The organism is Halomonas sp. H10-9-1 (genome assembly GCF_040147005.1).
Classification (GTDB): domain Bacteria; phylum Pseudomonadota; class Gammaproteobacteria; order Pseudomonadales; family Halomonadaceae; genus Halomonas.
This window is the reverse complement of record NZ_JAMSHO010000001.1, coordinates 1,356,298-1,373,516: the sequence shown is the minus strand read 5'-3', so window position 1 is coordinate 1,373,516 and position 17,219 is coordinate 1,356,298. Positions and strand designations below refer to the sequence as shown.

Annotated in this window: 18 protein-coding genes and 3 pseudogenes; 4 read left to right on the top strand and 17 right to left on the bottom strand. The window is 66.9% G+C overall.

Annotation, left to right across the window (positions count from 1 at the left end):
- Nucleotides 1–337: 337 nt before the first annotated feature.
- A pseudogene (locus tag NFH66_RS06225) lies at nucleotides 338–730 on the top strand (recombinase family protein); the annotation flags it as partial.
- Nucleotides 731–779: 49 nt separating this feature from the next.
- Here the strand turns inward: NFH66_RS06225 and phnP are convergent.
- The 15 genes from phnP to NFH66_RS06150 form a co-directional block, all read right to left on the bottom strand.
- A complete protein-coding gene (phnP, locus tag NFH66_RS06220; RefSeq protein WP_349609191.1) occupies nucleotides 780–1,535 on the bottom strand; it encodes a phosphonate metabolism protein PhnP in 756 nt (251 codons plus the stop codon).
- A complete protein-coding gene (gene phnN / locus NFH66_RS06215; RefSeq protein WP_349609190.1) occupies nucleotides 1,532–2,074 on the bottom strand; it encodes a ribose 1,5-bisphosphokinase in 543 nt (180 codons plus the stop codon). The genes phnP and phnN overlap by 4 nt, the downstream gene beginning before the upstream one ends.
- Nucleotides 2,074–3,222, bottom strand: a complete 1,149-nt coding sequence (locus NFH66_RS06210; RefSeq protein WP_349609189.1) for an alpha-D-ribose 1-methylphosphonate 5-triphosphate diphosphatase — start codon at nucleotides 3,220–3,222, stop codon at nucleotides 2,074–2,076. The genes phnN and NFH66_RS06210 overlap by 1 nt, the downstream gene beginning before the upstream one ends.
- Nucleotides 3,219–3,983 (bottom strand): phosphonate C-P lyase system protein PhnL, encoded by a 765-nt coding sequence (phnL, locus tag NFH66_RS06205; RefSeq protein ID WP_349609188.1) that lies wholly within the window; start codon nucleotides 3,981–3,983, stop codon nucleotides 3,219–3,221. The genes NFH66_RS06210 and phnL overlap by 4 nt, the downstream gene beginning before the upstream one ends.
- 11 nt (nucleotides 3,984–3,994) lie before the next feature.
- Nucleotides 3,995–4,783, bottom strand: a complete 789-nt coding sequence (phnK, locus tag NFH66_RS06200; protein ID WP_349609187.1) for a phosphonate C-P lyase system protein PhnK — start codon at nucleotides 4,781–4,783, stop codon at nucleotides 3,995–3,997.
- Nucleotides 4,780–5,613, bottom strand: a complete 834-nt coding sequence (locus NFH66_RS06195) for an alpha-D-ribose 1-methylphosphonate 5-phosphate C-P-lyase PhnJ (RefSeq protein ID WP_349609185.1) — start codon at nucleotides 5,611–5,613, stop codon at nucleotides 4,780–4,782. Before NFH66_RS06195 ends, phnK begins: the two co-directional genes overlap by 4 nt.
- Nucleotides 5,610–6,728: a carbon-phosphorus lyase complex subunit gene (locus NFH66_RS06190; RefSeq protein WP_349609183.1), complete on the bottom strand. Its 1,119-nt coding sequence runs from the start codon at nucleotides 6,726–6,728 to the stop codon at nucleotides 5,610–5,612. Before NFH66_RS06190 ends, NFH66_RS06195 begins: the two co-directional genes overlap by 4 nt.
- Nucleotides 6,713–7,342: a phosphonate C-P lyase system protein PhnH gene (gene phnH, locus NFH66_RS06185; protein ID WP_349609181.1), complete on the bottom strand. Its 630-nt coding sequence runs from the start codon at nucleotides 7,340–7,342 to the stop codon at nucleotides 6,713–6,715. The genes NFH66_RS06190 and phnH overlap by 16 nt, the downstream gene beginning before the upstream one ends.
- A 2-nt stretch (nucleotides 7,343–7,344) precedes the next feature.
- Nucleotides 7,345–7,803, bottom strand: coding sequence for a phosphonate C-P lyase system protein PhnG (phnG, locus tag NFH66_RS06180; protein ID WP_349609179.1), 459 nt, complete (start codon nucleotides 7,801–7,803; stop codon nucleotides 7,345–7,347).
- Nucleotides 7,800–8,543 carry a phosphonate metabolism transcriptional regulator PhnF gene (phnF, locus tag NFH66_RS06175; RefSeq protein ID WP_349609177.1) on the bottom strand — a complete coding sequence of 248 codons (744 nt, stop codon included), beginning with the start codon at nucleotides 8,541–8,543 and terminating at the stop codon, nucleotides 7,800–7,802. The genes phnG and phnF overlap by 4 nt, the downstream gene beginning before the upstream one ends.
- A gap of 23 nt (nucleotides 8,544–8,566) precedes the next feature.
- Nucleotides 8,567–9,358 carry a phosphonate ABC transporter, permease protein PhnE gene (gene phnE / locus NFH66_RS06170; protein ID WP_349609175.1) on the bottom strand — a complete coding sequence of 264 codons (792 nt, stop codon included), beginning with the start codon at nucleotides 9,356–9,358 and terminating at the stop codon, nucleotides 8,567–8,569.
- A 57-nt stretch (nucleotides 9,359–9,415) separates the two neighbouring features.
- Complete coding sequence (locus NFH66_RS06165; protein WP_349609173.1) at nucleotides 9,416–9,745, bottom strand: hypothetical protein; 330 nt, start codon at nucleotides 9,743–9,745, stop codon at nucleotides 9,416–9,418.
- Nucleotides 9,703–10,206, bottom strand: a complete 504-nt coding sequence (phnD, locus tag NFH66_RS06160) for a phosphate/phosphite/phosphonate ABC transporter substrate-binding protein (protein WP_349609171.1) — start codon at nucleotides 10,204–10,206, stop codon at nucleotides 9,703–9,705. Before phnD ends, NFH66_RS06165 begins: the two co-directional genes overlap by 43 nt.
- Before the next feature lie 71 nt (nucleotides 10,207–10,277).
- Nucleotides 10,278–11,105: a phosphonate ABC transporter ATP-binding protein gene (gene phnC, locus NFH66_RS06155; RefSeq protein ID WP_349609169.1), complete on the bottom strand. Its 828-nt coding sequence runs from the start codon at nucleotides 11,103–11,105 to the stop codon at nucleotides 10,278–10,280.
- Between the two features lie 317 nt (nucleotides 11,106–11,422).
- Nucleotides 11,423–12,742, bottom strand: coding sequence for an IS1380 family transposase (locus tag NFH66_RS06150; RefSeq protein ID WP_349608085.1), 1,320 nt, complete (start codon nucleotides 12,740–12,742; stop codon nucleotides 11,423–11,425).
- 177 nt (nucleotides 12,743–12,919) lie between these two features.
- Here NFH66_RS06150 and NFH66_RS17740 point away from each other — a divergent pair, with 177 nt between their 5' ends.
- Nucleotides 12,920–13,093, top strand: a complete 174-nt coding sequence (locus tag NFH66_RS17740) for a helix-turn-helix domain-containing protein (RefSeq protein ID WP_502878639.1) — start codon at nucleotides 12,920–12,922, stop codon at nucleotides 13,091–13,093.
- Between the two features lie 224 nt (nucleotides 13,094–13,317).
- Here the strand turns inward: NFH66_RS17740 and NFH66_RS06145 are convergent.
- Nucleotides 13,318–13,962: pseudogene (locus NFH66_RS06145) on the bottom strand (transposase); the annotation flags it as partial.
- Between the two features lie 80 nt (nucleotides 13,963–14,042).
- Between NFH66_RS06145 and istA the strand changes: the two are divergent.
- A complete protein-coding gene (gene istA / locus NFH66_RS06140; RefSeq protein ID WP_502878638.1) occupies nucleotides 14,043–15,566 on the top strand; it encodes an IS21 family transposase in 1,524 nt (507 codons plus the stop codon).
- The gene (gene istB / locus NFH66_RS06135; RefSeq protein ID WP_133483961.1) at nucleotides 15,559–16,332 is read left to right on the top strand and encodes an IS21-like element helper ATPase IstB; all 774 of its coding nucleotides are present in this window, start codon (nucleotides 15,559–15,561) and stop codon (nucleotides 16,330–16,332) included. The genes istA and istB overlap by 8 nt, the downstream gene beginning before the upstream one ends.
- A 69-nt stretch (nucleotides 16,333–16,401) precedes the next feature.
- Here the strand turns inward: istB and NFH66_RS06130 are convergent.
- Nucleotides 16,402–17,136: pseudogene (locus tag NFH66_RS06130) on the bottom strand (IS1380 family transposase); the annotation flags it as partial.
- Nucleotides 17,137–17,219 lie beyond the last annotated feature (83 nt).

Genomic DNA, 17,219 nt, shown 5'->3' with positions numbered 1-17,219 from the left:
ACAATGCCGAGAATTGCTCGCGAGTGGGGTGTTCTGATGAGGAGGTGGCGGCTCTCCTGGGGCTGGGGGGTGGCGACGTACTGTGCATGGTCGAGCGATCCCTCCCGGGCAGCTTTGGATGGAGAGCAACGCGAGCGAGCACCTCTACTGCTGGGGATCTACTCGGCGCTGGAGACCCTGTTTCAGTCGGCCGATCGCCAGTGTCGGTGGCTACATCACCCCAATCAGGGGCGCTCTTCCAGGGCAGGGCACCAATGGAGCACCTGCGCCATGGTGGGCTATCCGCCTTACGTGAACTCCGGGCATACCTCGACGCTGAACAGCAGGGAGGCTTTGCATGATCATTGGCTACGCTCGCGTTAGCACGCAGGACCAGAATCCCCAGCTGCAGCGTGATGCGCTCGAGGAGGCCGGCTGCGAGCTGGTCTTCGAGGAGCGTGTCACCGGTACCAAGCGGGAGCGTCCCGAGCTGCAGGCCTGCCTGCGTACCCTGCGCGACGGCGACACCCTGGTGGTATGGAAGCTCGATCGGCTGGCTCGTTCGCTCAAGGACCTGATGGAGCTGATCCACGACCTCAACGAGCGCGGTGTGGGCTTCCGGTCTCTGACTGAAGCGATCGATACCACCAGCGCCGGCGGCAAGCTGGTGTTCCATATCTTTGGCGCCTTGGCCGAGTTCGAGCATAGCCTGATCCGGGAACGGACCCTGGCTGGCCTGGCAGCGGCCAGAGCTCGCGGCCGCAAGGGAGGGCGCCGCACCCCCAACCCTTGCCCCGCCTCTACAGGCTCAGCTCCTCGCCATCCTTCGCCACCTGCACGTTGGCCGGCAAGGCACACGCCCCCTCATGCAGCTCCCGGTCGAGCTCGTGGCCGATGTGGGTCAGGTAGGCCATCGGCACCGCCAGTCGTTCGATGATCTGCACGGCAAGCGCCGGGGTGTTGTGGTTGCGGGGCTCCGTCACGCGACTCGGGTAGCCGCAGTCCAGCACCACCACGTCCGGCTGCCATTCGCGCAGGAAGCGCTCGGTCGCCCCCGGCAGGCCACAGGTATCGGTCAGGTAGGCCAGCCGCCCTTCCCCATCATCCAGGCAGTAGCCCAGCGTCGGCTTGCTATGGTTGAGCGGCACCGGCGTCACCGTCAGCGACGCGAGTGACAGGGGCTTGAAGGGCTTGAGGGGCACCCGGAAGTCGAGTACGCCGGGGTGACGATAGAGGTCGGCACACCCCTGGGGATCCTTGGGGCCATAGACCGGGATCGACTCGCCACACCCCCAGCGCAGGTGAAACAGCCCCTGCACGTGATCGGGGTGGTAGTGGGTGAGCAGGATGGCCTCGGGGCGCTGCCGCTGGCAGCGTTCGGCCAGGTCCATCCGCCCTGCATCCAGCAGGTAGCGGTACCCATCGACCTCGAGCTCGGCGCCGCAGGGCCCGCGCCGGTCGCTGGCGATCACCCGCGCCCGGGCACACACAACGCAATCACAGCCGAAGCAAGGCACCTGGGCGCTGTCGCCGGTGCCGATGAAGCGAAACCTCACGCCATGACCTCCCCTTCCACCAGCCGCTCCAAGGCTGTCAGGGTGCCATCCAGTGGCCCCCCATTATCCAGGCGCGGCAGCTCCGGCAGTGCATCACGCAGCTCGCGATGGCGCGCCAGGCGGGCCTCGATCTCGGCCTCATCCTCGCGCCCACGGCGGCGTAACCGCGCACGCAGCACCTCGTCCGCGGCGGTCATCACCACCGGCGCCAGCGCCGCACCGAAACGCGCCCTGGCCGATGGCAAGGCACGCCGGCTGCCGTTGACCAGCACCACTCGGTCGCGAGCCAGCCAGGCGTCGAGCTCGACCCCCAATCCATAGTGAAGGCCATGGGCCTCCCAGCTCAGGGCGAACAGGCCTGCGCGCTGTCGGGCCAGGAACTCCTCTGGTGTCAGGGCGACGCTGTTCTCCGAGGCCCCGCTCTCCCGCGTCACGTAACGGTGGGCGACGAGCCACTCCGGATAGCGCTGGCGGGTAGCGGCCAGTAGCGTGTCCTTGCCCACGCCGCTGGCCCCGACCAGATAGATCAGCCGGCCCATCAGTGCACCTGCCGTCCGGCGCACCACACCCGCTGGACCAGCGGGTGGTCGTCCACGACCCGCACGCGCAGCAGGTCGGCACGCAAGCCGTTGGCCAGGCGCCCGCGGTCCTCCAGGCCAACGGCCTGGGCCGGGGTGCGGGTGGCCGTGGCCACGGCCTTAGGCAGCGAGTAACCGCCCTGCATGTCGGCGATACGGAAGACGGCATCCAGCAGCGCCGCCGGGTAGTAGTCCGATGAGAGCACATCGAGCACGCCCAGCGCGACCAGCTCCGCCGCGGCGATATTGCCGGAGTGGGAGCCGCCGCGGACCACGTTGGGTGCGCCCATCATCACCGCCAGCCCGTGGCGGTGGGAGGCCTCGGCCGCCTCGCGCGTGGTCGGGAACTCCGCCACGCGGGTACCGTACTCCACGCTCTCGGCCACGTGCTCGATGGTGGCATCGTCGTGGCTGGCGAGGGCCAGGCCACGCCGGTGACAGGCCGCGGCGATCGCCTGACGATTGGGGCTACTGTAGCGGGCGCTATTGGTCAGTTGCTTCTCGATGAAGGTCTCCAGCGCCTCGTCGCTCATGCGGTGCTTGCCCTGGTAATAGGTGCGGTAGGCGTCGAGGCTCACGAACTGGCGCTGCCCGGGGGCGTGATCCATCAGCGACACCAGGCCCAGCAGCGACGAATCGGCCAGCGACTCGAAGCGCTCCAGGGTGGCCGGCTGACAGACCTCGCAGCGCAGGTGAAGGCGGTGGTCGATGCGGGCCATGCCGTCGTCCATGATCGCCTGCAGCGCACCGACCATCTGCTTGAGTGCGCCCTCGCGCATGCTCTGTTCGTCGATGTCACCGATGGAGAGCGCATCGAACACCGTGGTGATGCCGCTGGCGGCCATCTGGGCGTCATGGGCAAGCGCCGCGGAACGTCCCGGCCAGGCCACCTTGGGGCGGGGCTGGAAATACTTCTCCATGTTGTCGGTGTGCAGCTCGATCAGACCCGGCATCAGGTAGTCGCCATCGCAGTCCAGCGCGGAGGCCACGCCGGTGGCGCCACGATCCACGGCCGCGATGCGTCCGTCGCGAATCACCAGCGAGCCCCGGCACACCTCGTCGTCGAGGACCAGCCGGGCGTTGGTCAGCACCTGTTCGGAAGCACTCATCCGCGAATCTCCTCATCATTGGCTGGCATGGTGGCAAGCGCCGCCCCCATATGCGGCGTCAGGGGCAGCAGGCGGTCGGCAACGCGGTCGCGCACGTCCTCGTCGTGAAAGATGCCCAGCAGGGCCGCGCCGCGCGCCTTGGCCTCCTGGATCAGTTGCACCACCACCTCACGGTTGGCGGCATCCAGCGAGGCGGTGGGCTCATCCAGCAGCAACAGCGGATGCTCGGCGATGAAGCCGCGGGCGATGTTGACCCGCTGCTGCTCGCCGCCGGAGAAGGTGCCCGGAGGCAGGCTCCACAGGCGCTCGGGCAGGTTGAGGCGGGCCAGCATCGCCTCGGCCCGCGCGCGCGCCACGGCCGCGTCCTCGCCACGGGCCAGCAGCGGCTCCATCACCACCTCTACCGCCGGCACCCGCGGCACCACGCGCAGGAACTGGCTGACGTAGCCGATCACGTCGCGCCGCAGGGTGTGCCAGGCGTGGGCCGGCAAGGTCTCCAGCGCCAGGTCGCCGTCCTCCTGCCCGTCACTATCAAAGTGCAGGCGCAGCGTGCCGCCGGTGACGCGGTAGCTGCCGTGGAGCATCTTGAGCAGCGTGCTCTTGCCGATGCCGCTGGGCCCGGCGAGCACCAGGCACTCGCCGGGCGACAGGGTCAGCGACAGGTCACGCATCACCTCCAGGGTCATGCCCCCCTGGCCGTGAAGCACGAAGGCCTTGTGCAGGGCGTCGACGCTGAGAAAAGGTTGCGTCAGGGATGTCATGGCGGGCCTCCTCACGAGGTCAGGACCGACGACACCAGCAGCTGCGTGTAGGCATGCTGGGGATCGTCGAGGATTTGGTCGGTCAGGCCGGTCTCCACCACCTGGCCACGGCGCATCACCATCAGGCGGTGGGCCAGCAGGCGAGCCACCGCCAGGTCATGGGTGACCAGGATCACCGAGAGGCCGAGCTCGCGGACCAGGGTGCGCAGCATGTCGAGCAGCCGGGCCTGCACGGAGACATCCAGGCCCCCGGTGGGCTCGTCCATGAACACCAGGTTGGGGCGGGTGACCAGGGTGCGGGCGATCTGCAGGCGCTGCTGCATGCCGCCCGAGAAGGTCTTCGGGGCGTCATCGATACGCCGCGGGTCGAGCTCGACGCGCCCCATCCAGTCCTGGCCGGCGGCGCGCAGCTGCCCGTAGTGGCGCTCGCCCAGCGCCATCAGGCGCTCGCCGATGTTGGCGCCGGCCGAGACGCCCAGGCGCAGGCCGTCGCGAGGGTTCTGGTGCACCAGGCCCCACTCCATGCGCAGCAGGGCCCGGCGACGGGCCTCACCGATGGCGTAGAGGTCGAGCTCGCCTTCATGCGCGTGATAGACCACCTGGCCGGCATCGGGGCGCTCCATCCCGGCGAGCAGGCGTAGCAGCGTCGACTTGCCGGAACCGGACTCGCCGACGATGCCCAGCACCTCGCCGCGGTGCAGGCGGATATCGATGGCCTCGCAGCCCTTGCCGGGACCGTAGAGTCGCGAGACGCCGCGCGCCTCGAGCAGCGTAGCGCGATCAAGGTCGGGACGCTTCATGCCACCTCCTCGGTGCGTGACTGGCAGTAGTCGGTATCGGAGCAGACGAAGATGCGCCCGCCCTGGTCGTCGGTGATCACCTCGTCGAGGAAGGTGTCGCGGGCCCCGCAGATGGCGCAGGGGGCGTCCCACTGCTGGACCTCGAACGGGTGGTCCTCGAAGTCCAGGCTCTCCACCCGGGTATAGGGCGGGATGGCGTAGAGGCGCTTCTCGCGCCCGGCGCCGAACAGCATCAGCGCCTCGTTCATGTGCAGCTTGGGGTTATCGAACTTGGGGATCGGCGAGGGATCGGTGACGTAGCGCCCGTCCACCTTGACCGGATAGGCATAGGTGGTGGCGATGTGGCCGTGGCGGGCGATGTCCTCGTAGAGCTTGACGTGCATGACCCCATACTCCTCCAGGGCGTGCATCAGCCGGGTCTCCTCCTCGCTTGGCTCGATGAAGCGCAGCGGCTCGGGGATCGGCACCTGGAAGATCAACAGCTGCCCCTGGCGCAGCGGCTGCTCGGGGATGCGGTGGCGGGTCTGGATCACATCCGCCTCCGCGGTGGCGGTGGTGGTCTCGACACCGGCCACGCGCTCGAAGAAGGCGCGGATGCTGACCGCATTGGTGGTGTCGTCGGCGCCCTGGTCGATCACCTTGAGCACGTCGTCCTGGCCCAGGACGCTGGCGGTCAGCTGCATGCCGCCGGTGCCCCAGCCATAGGGCATAGGCATCTCGCGCCCACCGAAGGGTACCTGGTAGCCGGGGATCGCCACCGCCTTGAGCAGGCCGCGGCGGATCATGCGCTTGGTCTGTTCGTCCAGGTAGGCGAAGTTGTAGCCGTTCATGCCTGGGGCTCCTCTGCGGGCGTCTCGGCGGGGGCGCTGGATGAGGCCTCGTGGCGCGTGGCGTGCTCGCGGCGCAGCCGTCGCAGCAGTTCCAGCTCCGACTGGAAGTCGACGTAGTGCGGCAGCTTGAGGTGGGAGACGAAGCCCGCCGCCTCGACGCTATCGGCGTGAGCCAGCACGAACTCCGCCTGCTGGGCGGGGCCGGTGGCCGTCTCGCCCAGCTCCTCGGCGCGCAGGGCACGATCGACCAGCGCCATGGCCATGGACTTGCGTTCGTTGTGGCCGAAGGCCAGGCCATAACCGCGGGTGAACTGGGGCGCGGTCTCCCGCGAGCCACCGAACTGGTTGATCATCTGGCACTCGCTGATCTCGATCTCGCCGATGCACAGCGGATCAACGCCCTCCTCGACCGCGATCTCGACCTCCACGCTGCCCAGGCGGATCTCGCCGGCGAAGGGGTGGTTGCGGCCGTAGCCGCGCTGGGTGGAGTAACCGAGTGCCAGCAGGTAGCCCTCGTCGCCGCGGGCCAGCATCTGCAGGCGGGTGGCGCGGTCCACCGGGAAGTCGGGGGGGTCGCGGGTGATGTCGTAGGGCTCGGCGCCGTCATCCTCCTCGCGCTCGACCAGCCCCTCGGCATCGAGCAGTTCCAGCACCTGGGGACAGGCGTCCAGGGTCTCCTCGGCCACGGCCGGCGGCGTCACCTCGGCATTGGCCAGTTGCAGGAAGTCGAGCAGGCGGTGGGTGTAGTCATAGGTCGGGCCCAGCACCTGGCCACCCGGAATATCCTTGTAGGTGGCGCTGATGCGCCGTTCGATACGCATCCCCGCGGTGTCCAGCGGCACGCTCTCGGCCAGGCGCGGCAGCGTGGTGCGATAGGCACGCAGCAGGAAGACCGCCTCGACCATGTCGCCGCTGGCCTGCTTGATGGCAAGGGCGGCGAGTTCGGGGTCGTAGAGCGAGGCCTCGGCCATCACCCGGGAGACGGCCAGGCGCAGTTGCCCCTCGACCTGGGAGACGGCGAGCTCCGGCGTCTCGCGCGGGCCACGGCGACGATCGGCGAGCCAGCGGTGGGCGTTGGCGATGGCCTGCTCGCCCCCCTTCACGGCGACATACATGCGTCGACCTCCTCTGCAACAGAACGGATGATACGGGTGCTGCGGGGCACGGCGGCGAGCCGGCTGCCGCAGGTGAGGATGGCGTCGAGCCCGCGCGGGAAGCGGGCGCGATTGGCGGCGAGCCGCGTCATCAGCGCCTCACCGCCCTGGCCCACGTCCAGTTGCCGCCGGCCAGGTATACCGGGACCGCTCAGCATCCAGGGGCCGGCGGCCTCCAGGCAGTCGAGCACCACCACCAGGGTGGTGCTGCGGTCGGGGTAGCTATCGCTGCCTTCCTGGAAGGCGGGGGCCCCGCCCTGCCCGGCCGGGGTGGCCGGGGTGACCAGGGCGAAGTCGGCCTCATCGGCGCGCTCGGTCAGGCGCGCCCCGGAGTGGAAGGCCAGCGCCTCGTTGATGCCGGCGGCATCGAGCTCGGGGGCCACCCAGACCCGGGTGTCGAGATCACACAGGGTCAGCAGCGTGGCCCAGCAGGCGGTACCGATGGCGGCCTCGGGCGGCGGCAGCGGGGCCCCGCTCACCTCGGCGAGGGTGCCGGGCTCGGCCATCGCCGAGAGTAGCTGGCGATAGACCCGCTGGCTGTCGTGCACGGGGGTGTCGAAGGCGTTCCAGCGCATGGTTACTCTCCCCTGACCATGGTGAAGAAATCGACCCGGGTCGCCGCGGCCCGCCGGGCCTGTTCATGGCGTTCGGCGTCGAGCGCCTGCTCCAGCGGGGCCACCAGCCCCTCCTCGATGGCGGCCTGCCAGTCGCGGCGTTGGGCACAGGCGTCCACCAGGGCGATGAGCTCGGCATGACGAGGAGCGCGCCCCTTCACCCAGCCATGGCCCAGCGCCGTGTCGGCTGCGGCGGCCTTGCCACCCTCGTCGGTCAACTGGACACTGGCCCGGGTCAGCGTCATCTCGCCCAGGTTGAAGGCATTGCCGCTGCCGCCGATGCGGCCACGCACCATGGCCATGCCCACCTCGGGGCCGCGCACGCAGCGGTAGTCGGGGGCGATCCCCAGCCGAGCCCACTGCTCGGCCAGGCGTTCACAGGGAGTCAGCGCGAGGATGCGCTGACGTCGTGCAGAGGTCATGAAGACACCTCGTCGGTCGGTGAGTCGGGGAAATCGATGTGGTAGGCGAGCCGGTCGGCCCGGGCGCGGCTGATCGAGACCTCGACCAGCACACCGTCGGCATCGACGTTGTCGCTGGTCAGCTGGAGCAGCGGGGTCTGGTTGGCACAGCGCAGCAGCCGCTGGTCGTCGCGCTCGGCGCCGCTGGCCTCGATGCGCACGCGCTGGCGGTGCAGGCGCAGGCCGTAGTGCTGGTCCAGCAGCGCCCGGGTGGAGCCGCCGCGATAGCGTTCAAGCCAGCCAGGCACCCGCTCGGGATCGAACCAGTGGCGCAGGCGCATCAACGGGATTTCATCCACCCAGCGCAGGGTGTCGACGGCGATCAGGGGTGAATCCGTGGCCAGGCCGAAGCGCACGGCCACGCCCTCCGGCGCCGGCGCCATGGCCTGGTGCAGGCACTCGGTGCGCGAGGCGATGCCACGCTCGGCCAGGTGATGGGTGACCTTGCTGGCGGCACTCACCGCGTAGTCGAGGCGGCGGTCGACGACCAGGGTGCCGAGGCCCTGGTGGCGAGTCACCAGTCCTGCCCGCACCAGCTCATCGAGCGCCCGGCGTATGGTGTGGCGGTTGACGCCGAAACGCCTGGCCAGGTGGGTCTCGCCGGGCAGCCATTCGCCGGGCTGGAAGTGCGTACGTACCTCCTGGGCCAGGGTGTCGGCGAGGGCCTGGTAGCGGGGTTCGCGAAGCACTTGTCTAGACATGTCGGCTCCTGAAAAGAAGCGCTTCAGATGAAGCGCTTGCGAACCTGTTGCGAGATCATGTCGAGCAGGGTCACGGCAACGATGATCACCAGCAGGATGGTGGCGGTCTCGGTGTACTGGAAGCCGCGCATGGTTTCCCACAGCGCGACGCCGATGCCGCCACCGCCGACCATGCCCAGCACGGTGGCCGAGCGGATGTTGGACTCGAAGCGGTAGAGGCTCACCGAGATCCACAGCGGCAGCACCTGGGGAATCAACCCGAATATGATCTCTTCGATGCGCCCGGCCCCAGTGACCCGCACGCCCTCCATGGGGCCGGCATCGCTGGCCTCCACGGCCTCGGAGAAGAGCTTGGCGAGCACCCCGGTGGTATGCACGAAGAGCGCCAGGGTGCCGGCGAAGGGCCCCAGGCCCACGGCGACCACGAAGAGCATCGCGAAGACCAGCTCGTTGATGGCGCGACAGGCATCCATCAGGCGCCGCATCGGCTGGTGGATCCACCAGGGGGCGAGGTTTTCTGACGAGAGCAGGCTACAGGGCACCGCGCAGATCACCGCGAGCAGCGTGCCCCAGATGGCGATCTGGATGGTGACCAGCATCTGGTCGATGTAGTGGCCAAGGTTGCCCAGGCTCGGCGGCATGAAGTCGCCGGCGAGCTCGGCCATGTTACCGGCGTTGGCGACCAGTTGGCCCGACTGCATCTCGGCGCCCTGCCAGGCCCAGCCAAGCACCGCCAGCGTAAGGCCCCAACCGATCAGCGTGCTCCAGCGGCGCCGTGGCAACTGGGCCTCGAGGGTAGCGTGTTGCATGTTCATGGAGACTCCCGATGAGGGGCCGGCGCGGCCCCTCGTGATGACGCAAGGCGGTCAGGATTACTGGCTGGCCATGGCGGTGGCCGGCGCGTCGTCGGCGCTGGCCTGGAGTTCTTCCATGCGCTGGTTGAGGGCGTCGAGCTGGGCATCCAGCTCCGCCAGCAGGGCATCGCGCCGCTCGCTGGAGAGGCTGTCATCCTTGGCCACCTGGGCACGCTCCTTGAAGAGCTCGAGCTGGCGAATCGGCAGCAGCTGGTCGTTGCTCGACTCGTCGAAACGTAGCCACTGCAGCGGCTCGAGGATCTCGCGCTGGGCGTCGGTCTCGCCGTAGGAATAGAAGAACTCGCTCAGGTCGGCCTTGAGCTCTTCGGGCAGGTTCGTGCGCCACACCAGCGGGTCGAGTTGGGATCACCGTTGCCGAACACCAGCTCGTCGGCGCGCTCCAGCATCTCCTCGACGCTGTCGAGGTCGCTGTCGCGGTGGGTGATCATCAGGCTCCAGTAGCCCGGGGCACCGTTGTGGGCCACGGTCTGGGCGAAGATCTCGCCACCCGCACGGTCGACGGCCTCCATGGCGGACTTGTTGCCGTACCAGGCCAGGTCGACCTTGTCGAAGCGCATGGCCTGGATGACCGCGGCATAGTCGGTGGCGAAGAAGGGCTTCACCTCACGGCCCAGTTCGCGGGACATGTCGTCGAGGAAGGGCTGCCACTGGTCGGCCTGGTTCTGGCTGGACTCGGTGGAGATGATACCGAAGTTGAGAGCCTCGTCGGCCAGGGTCAGCTGGCTGGCGAACAGGCTGGCGCCGACGACCAGCGGCAGCGCGAAACGACGCAGGGGGAAGCGGGACATGGACAATTCTCCTTGGGGGCAAGCAAGCATTCAGTGGTGTGTCACGTTTTGAGTGGCCGGGGCGCGGGGCACTACCCCAACGCCCCGATGGCGTTGCCGATGTCTTGGGGAGCCGGCCTGGCGTGCAGCTCATCCAGGCCGGCGTTGGCGTAGAGCGCCTCGAGGCGCGCATCGGTGAGATCGCTGGTGGGGCCATCGAAATAGAGCCGGCCCTCCTTCAGCGCAATGGTGCGCGGGCAGAAACGGCGGGCCACCTCCACCTGATGCAGGGTGACCAGCACGGTGCGGCCATCCTCGGCGTTGATGCGGGCCAGGATCTCCATCACTTCGCGGGAGCTGCGCGGGTCCAGCGAAGCGATCGGCTCGTCGGCGAGGATGATGTCGGCGTCCTGCATCAAGACGCGGGCGATGGCCACGCGCTGCATCTGGCCGCCGGAGAGGGTGTTGGCGCGCTGATGGGCCAAGGCGTCGATGCCGACCCGGGCCAGGGCCCGCAGCGCCTGGTCGACTTCAGCGGCGGTAAAGCGGCCCAGCAGGGAACGGCCACGTGGCATGCTGCCCAGGCGTCCGATCAACACATTGGTGAGCACGCTCAGGCGGCCGACGAGGTTGAACTGCTGGAAGATGTAGCCGGTACGGCAACACTCTTCGCGGGTGCGGCGAGACAGGCGGCCGGCGCGCTGAATGTCGCGGCCGAGCACCTGGATGCGGCTGTGGCTGTCGCGGTTGGCACGGGTCAGGCCGGCCATATGGCGCATCAGGGTGGACTTGCCGGAACCCGAGGGACCTACCAGGGCAACCATCTCACCGGGGGATACCGAAAAGCCGACGTCGCGAAGGACCGGGCGCTGGCCGAAGGTCTTGCTGACCCGATCGACCAGGATGCTGTGAATCGACATGATGCCTCTCCTCTTGGGAATGGCATCAGTGTCGGGGCATCAGGTTAAAGGCAGTTGTCTAGACAATGATGATCTCGTGACAGTGCGCCTTCGTGAAGCAAGGGGCTAACCGCCACAGAGAGAGTCACTAGCAGAGAATCAGTGCGTTAGCCCGGATGTTGCACCGGGCCGACCAGACGCTCCCAGATCTCAGGCTCGGTGAAGACGATGGCGCTACGGGCTTGAGATTGGCTATTTATTGATCAATTTTCTGCGCTCAGGACGCACTGCCCCCAACCCCCATGTGTTTTCTGTGCCGGGGACAGCACGCCGCGGCGCTATCCGGGCACCAGCTTGTTGGCCAGCTTCAGGAAGAGGTCCTGCTCCGGGTACTGGCTGCTCAACATCAGCCGAATCGTGCGCGTGTTGCGGGTGATGACAGCGCCGATCTTCAGCAGCTTCAGGCGGAGGGTGTTGACCTGGGCCTGGGCGAAGGCGGTGCGCCTGAGGTAAATCCGGCGTAGCCGCTCCAGCAGCAGGTAGGCCAACCCCGACAGCAGCAGTCGGTACTGGTTGGGCCACCATTCGTGGCAGCTGGTGCGGTCGGAGAACAGGAACTGCTGCTCCTTGATGCGGTTCTCCATCTCGCCCCGGGCACAGTAGCGGTGGTCATAGAGCCACTCGGCGCTGCAGCCGCGCAGGCTGGTGACCACATAGCGGGTGTTGAAGCCACGCCGGCTGGTCTCGGACTTGACGATGACCTTTCGTCGACGCTCCTTCCAGCTCTTGGCAGCGTACTCGATGAAGCCGAAGACACGCTCCTTCTCCCAACTCTTCTCGAAGCGGATAGCCGACGTGTAGTCGATGTCCAGAGCCAGCTTGGCCAAGCGCTTGTTGCCGGCGAGGCCGATGATGTAATCGACGCCGTGGCGGTCGCACCAGTTGAGAATCAGCGGACGGCAGAAGCCGCTGTCGCCTCGGAAGACAATCTTCACCTCATGCCACGCCTGGCGCAGCCGCCGGACCAACAGGGCGAGGATGGCACCGGCGTGGTGAGCGGCATCCAGCGAGGCCGGACGAAGGTAGCTGACCAGCAGCTGGTCGCCACAGAACACGAACAGCGGCAGGAAGATGTAGTGGTTGTAGTAGCCGTTGAAGTGCCGCCCGAGCTGCTGGCCATGCACCCGATCGTCGGTGGCATCGAAGTCGAGGTAGAGCGGCTTCTTGGGTGGCCGCCGGAACGAGCGGATGAACTGCTCGATCATCTCCTCGTGGATGGTAACCGCCCAGTCTCGATCGGCCTGCTGCTCGAAGCGACACAAGGTGGACTGGCTGGCCAGCACGCCATCGGTATCGACTGCGGTCTGCAAGGCGATGTCGTGACGCAGGGCCTGGTGGTCATTGAGATCCTCATAGCCCAGCGCCAGGCCGAAAACGCGCTGCCGGACCAGGGTTTCGGTGCGATGCAGGCAGCGCTGCGGGTCGCGCTCGTCGCTGAGCCGGCGAGCGACGGCGCGGGTCAGGCCCATCTCGCGATCGAGCTGCCGCAGCAGCAGGATACCGCCGTCGGAGGTGACATCACCGCCATCGAAACGGGCGATGACCTGACGGCCTTTGCAGCGTGGAAAGGAAGTGGACGGCGTGGTACATTTTGTCATGGCGGCTGTAGCGGTTGATTCTGGATTAGGCCCTTGAATCATAACCGATTTTCAGCCGCCTTTTTCATGTCTGATGCAATATCCAGGTTAGAGTCGATGGCCACGAAACCGTAACCACAATGTCAGCCAAGCGTCACGAAAGGTGGCTCACCTGCAGGCAACGTTGGGGATGCCTCCTTGATCCTTTGCCAGGAAGATCTTGAGTACTTTCTGGCACTGCATAGATGCAAAAGGATCGCGCATGCTGCAGCCTCCCTTGGAACTTCTAGGGCCACAGTGGCCAACAGAATCTCTCAACTGGAAAGCTGTTTTGGATCTAAATTGTTCAACCATACAATAAGTGGATCCTGATTCCGTGAAGCCAGCGCCGACACTTCCCCTATCACCGCCAGCGAGCATTTTTTTGACCGCCGATTCCGTCTCAACCGCTGAACGCATCCCGGGGAGGACCAACCATGGCGACGCTGACCGACGAGAGCAGCCCATTTTGACAGGCATTTCTACCCGCCGGACACGGTGATACTGGCTGCCGATGACCGTCAGCTCTCTGCGTGGTGCCTTTGTACGACAGACGATCAGCATGGCCTGCCTCGGGGATAGCGCAGGCGGCTTCGCAAGGTGTTCAATACCGTCATGCGTCCGATGTCCTGCCCGAAGTCGAGGATGATCTGCCGCGCCTTTTGAACCACGAGCGCCGCACGATGCACCAGCTCTTGTAGCACGGTGCGGATCCGGCGCCGCTTGGCGGGATGGCGCACCGGGCTCAGCTCGCCGGTCATGCCCAGCTGCCCCATCAGCCGCAGGATGTTGTAGGCCAGCTGGGCGAGGTGCAGGATCAGATCGTTGGTGGCGAACTTGCCCGACGGCAGCCGCTCCAGGTCGAGATCGGTCTTGATCTCACTGTGGAATTGCTCGTGGGTGGCATGCGCCTGGTAGCGTTTGATCACCGCCTCCGGCGCCTCGTCCAGGCTGGTCCACCAGCCTTCCAACTCATAGTCCGGTTCGAGCAGCAACTGGCCATCGCGATCGGCGGTGCGCTCGACCAGGCGCATCACGCGTTGGACGACGTATTCGGTCTTGTTGTCGTCGTGGATCGAGACGGTCTGCGTCCACAGCGCCTGGCGCTTGCCAGGACGCAGCTCTTCCCAGTAGTCCGCCGCCACAGCCAACCAGGTATCCTGATCGGCCGTGGCCGAGCCGCGCGGGTATAGAGCGACAATTACTCTGGCCGGCCGACGACAACTACTGTGACCGGTTGCCCTAAGCTTGACCGCTTGTCCCGACCCACCAGGGAGCCGGTATGGCGGTCACCAGCCAACAGGTCACGCTCTATATGTCGCAACGTCAACAAGGCCAGACCCAGGAGGTCGCCGCCGCCAAGGCCGGCCTCTCCGTTAGAACCGCTCGCCGCCTCGAACGCCGGGCCGAGTCCTCCGAGCCGCAGGCATCACGACACTGGCGAACCCGGCCCGACCCCTTCGCCGATGTGTGGGAGACCACGCTCGTCCCCCAGCTGGCCGCCGCCCCGGGCTTGCAGGCACTGACCCTGCTGGAGTGGTTGCAGGAGCAGCACCCCGGCCAGTACCCGGACAGCCTGCTGCGAACCCTGCAGCGCCGGGTCAAGGGCTGGCGAGCCGCGCATGGCCCGGAGAAAGAGGTAATGTTCCCGCAAACCCATGGCCCCGGGCTGCGCGGCCTCTCCGACTTCACCGAGCTCAAGGGGATTGTCATTACCGTGGCAGGGGAGCTGCTTGATCACCGGCTTTACCACTTCCGCCTGGCCTACAGCGGCTGGTGTTATGTCCGGGTGGTGCTCGGTGGCGAGAGCTACCCGGCGCTGGCTGAAGGCCTGACCCGTGCGCTGGAGCGGCTTGGCGGTGTCCCCGCGGAGCACCGCACCGACAGCTTGTCGGCGGCCTTCCGCAACCTCGGCCGGGAGGCGGAAGCCGACCTCACCGAGCGTTATGCTGCCCTGTGCGCTCACTACGGCATGACGGCCACCCGTAATAACCCAGGGCGCGGCCATGAAAACGCCAGCATCGAGTCGCCGCATGGCCACTTCAAGCGGCGTCTGCAACAGCGCCTGACGCTGCGCGGCTCCCAGGACTTCGCTAGCCTCGATGACTACCAGGCCTTCCTCGATGAGGTGACCACCGCGATCAACCGCCGCAACGCGGCCCGGATCACCGTCGAGCGTGGCGCGCTGCAGCCACTGCCCAGCCGGCCCGGTACCGACTACAGCGAGGTGACGGTGCGCGTCACTACCTCCAGCACCATCCAGGTGCGCAAGGTGCTCTACTCGGTGCCGTCCCGGCTGATCGGCGAGAACCTGCGGGTGCACCTTTACGATGATCGCTTGGTGCTGCATCACGCACAGCAAGCATTGCTGACGCTGAGGCGGCTGCATGCCACGCCGGAAAGCGGCCGGTTGCGGGTCATCGATTACCGCCATGTGATCGGCTGGCTGGTCCGCAAGCCCCGGGCGCTGGCGGGGCTGACGTTCCGCGACGACCTGTTGCCGAGTGCGGAGTGGCGCGAGCTGTACGCCCGGCTGACCGCCGCCTTGCCGGTCGCCGAGGCCTGCAAGCGCATCGTTGGCGCTCTGGCGTTGGCCGCCGAGCAGGACCAGGCCGAGGCGATCGCCAGTTACTGGCTGGGCGCCCTGGCGCGCGGGAAGAGCCCGACGCTGGCCGAGCTCCAGGCCCGCTTCGCCGCCACGCCGAGCGCCACGCTGGTTTTCCCCCAGGTGACTCAGCATGACATCGCCAGCTACAACCATCTGGTGCCCAGCGTGCCGACCACAGAGGTGGGCTGCCATGCCTGATGCCCAGACGCTGCCGCTGCTACTGCGACAGCTCCGCCTGCCCACCATGGCCGCCTGCTGGCCCCAGCTGGAAACCCGCGCCCGAGCCGAAAACTGGAGCCTGCCACAAACACTGGCCGCCCTATGCGAGCACGAGCTGGCCGAGCGTGAGCGACGCCGGCTGGCCCGGCACCTCAAGGAGGCCCGGCTGCCGGTGGGCAAGACGCTGGAGTCCTTCGAGTTCGACGCCATCGCGGCCGAGCAGCGCCGGCAACTGAGCGCCTTGGCCGGCGACACGCAGTGGGTCGACCAGGCTCACAACCTGCTGCTGTTTGGGCCCTCCGGCGTCGGCAAGAGCCACGTGGCGGCCGGGCTCGGGCATACGCTGGTCGACCAGGGTTACCGGGTGCGCTACGCCACCGCCTCAAGCCTGGTCCAGGAGCTCCAGGCTGCCAAGCAGGCACTGCGCCTGAGCGACGCCCTGATCAAGCTCGACAAGTACGCCGTGCTGGTGATCGACGATATCGGCTACGTCCAACGCAGCGAGGCCGAGACGTCAGTGCTGTTCGAGCTGATCGCCCATCGCTACGAGTCGGCCAGCCTGATCATCACCGCCAACCAGCCGTTCAGCGCCTGGGACAGTATCTTCCCCGACAGCATGATGGCAGTGGCTGCCATCGACCGGTTGGTGCACCACGCCACGCTGATGGAGCTGAGCGGGGAGAGCTACCGTAAGCGTGCTTATCAACGACAATTACAAGGAGGAAAAGCTGGGTCGTCGGACTGACGACAACTACCCCACCCAACCGGCCATTTTAATTGTCGCCAAGCGGCCAAAGTAGTTGACGTCGCATAGCGGGTTCCATTTGACGACATAGTCGAGCCGGCGCCCCTCGTCGGCAAAGACCTGGCGCTGCTGTTCGAGAAGCGCCAGGTGCGCCTGGCTGTCGAAGCCGCTGTCCTCGCGTAACAGGATCGGTTGCTCGGTCAGGCCTTGGGCGCGAGGCAGTACCCGCTCCAGGAAGGCGTTGCTCTCCTTCATGGTGTGCTGCTTGCCAGGACGCAGTTCCAGACCCAGGCACCACCCTTCGTTGCCCAGATAGGCGGCGATCGGGGTGTAGCCATCGACCTTCTGGTAAGTCCGCGAAACGCCTTCCTTCTTCGAGTTGCTGTTGTCCATGACGAAGGTGTCGATGTCCAGGCAGACGTGCGTCGTCTCGGCGGTGATCGGTGCTTCGATCAGTGACAGCAGGGTCGTGGACCAGGTGGCGGTGCGCGCCTGCAGGTCGTTGGCGGCAAGTTTCTCCAGCCGCTGTCGCAGCGTCGCCGTGCTCGGCACCTTTTGCAGGGTCAGCAGCTGTTGGAAGGGCTTGTCGCGGCGGAAGTTTTCGATGGCGTCATAGTCGCTCATGCCCAGACACAGCAGGCCCAGGTAGCTTTTGACCACATCGCTGGTGCGCATGCCCAGCGTGGTGGGGAAGCGCCCGTCGATGCTATCGACGCCAGCGATCTCGAAGCACTGCCCGATGATGGACAGCCCGGCGTGGCTGGTGAGGGTGCGGCGACTGGCACGGAATTTGACGTTGGGCATGGCACTATCTGGGTGAATGGCGATATTCGCTATATTGCCATGCAGTTCAGTAGGTTAGAAGCATTTCTGGGGGCTGGTCTCAC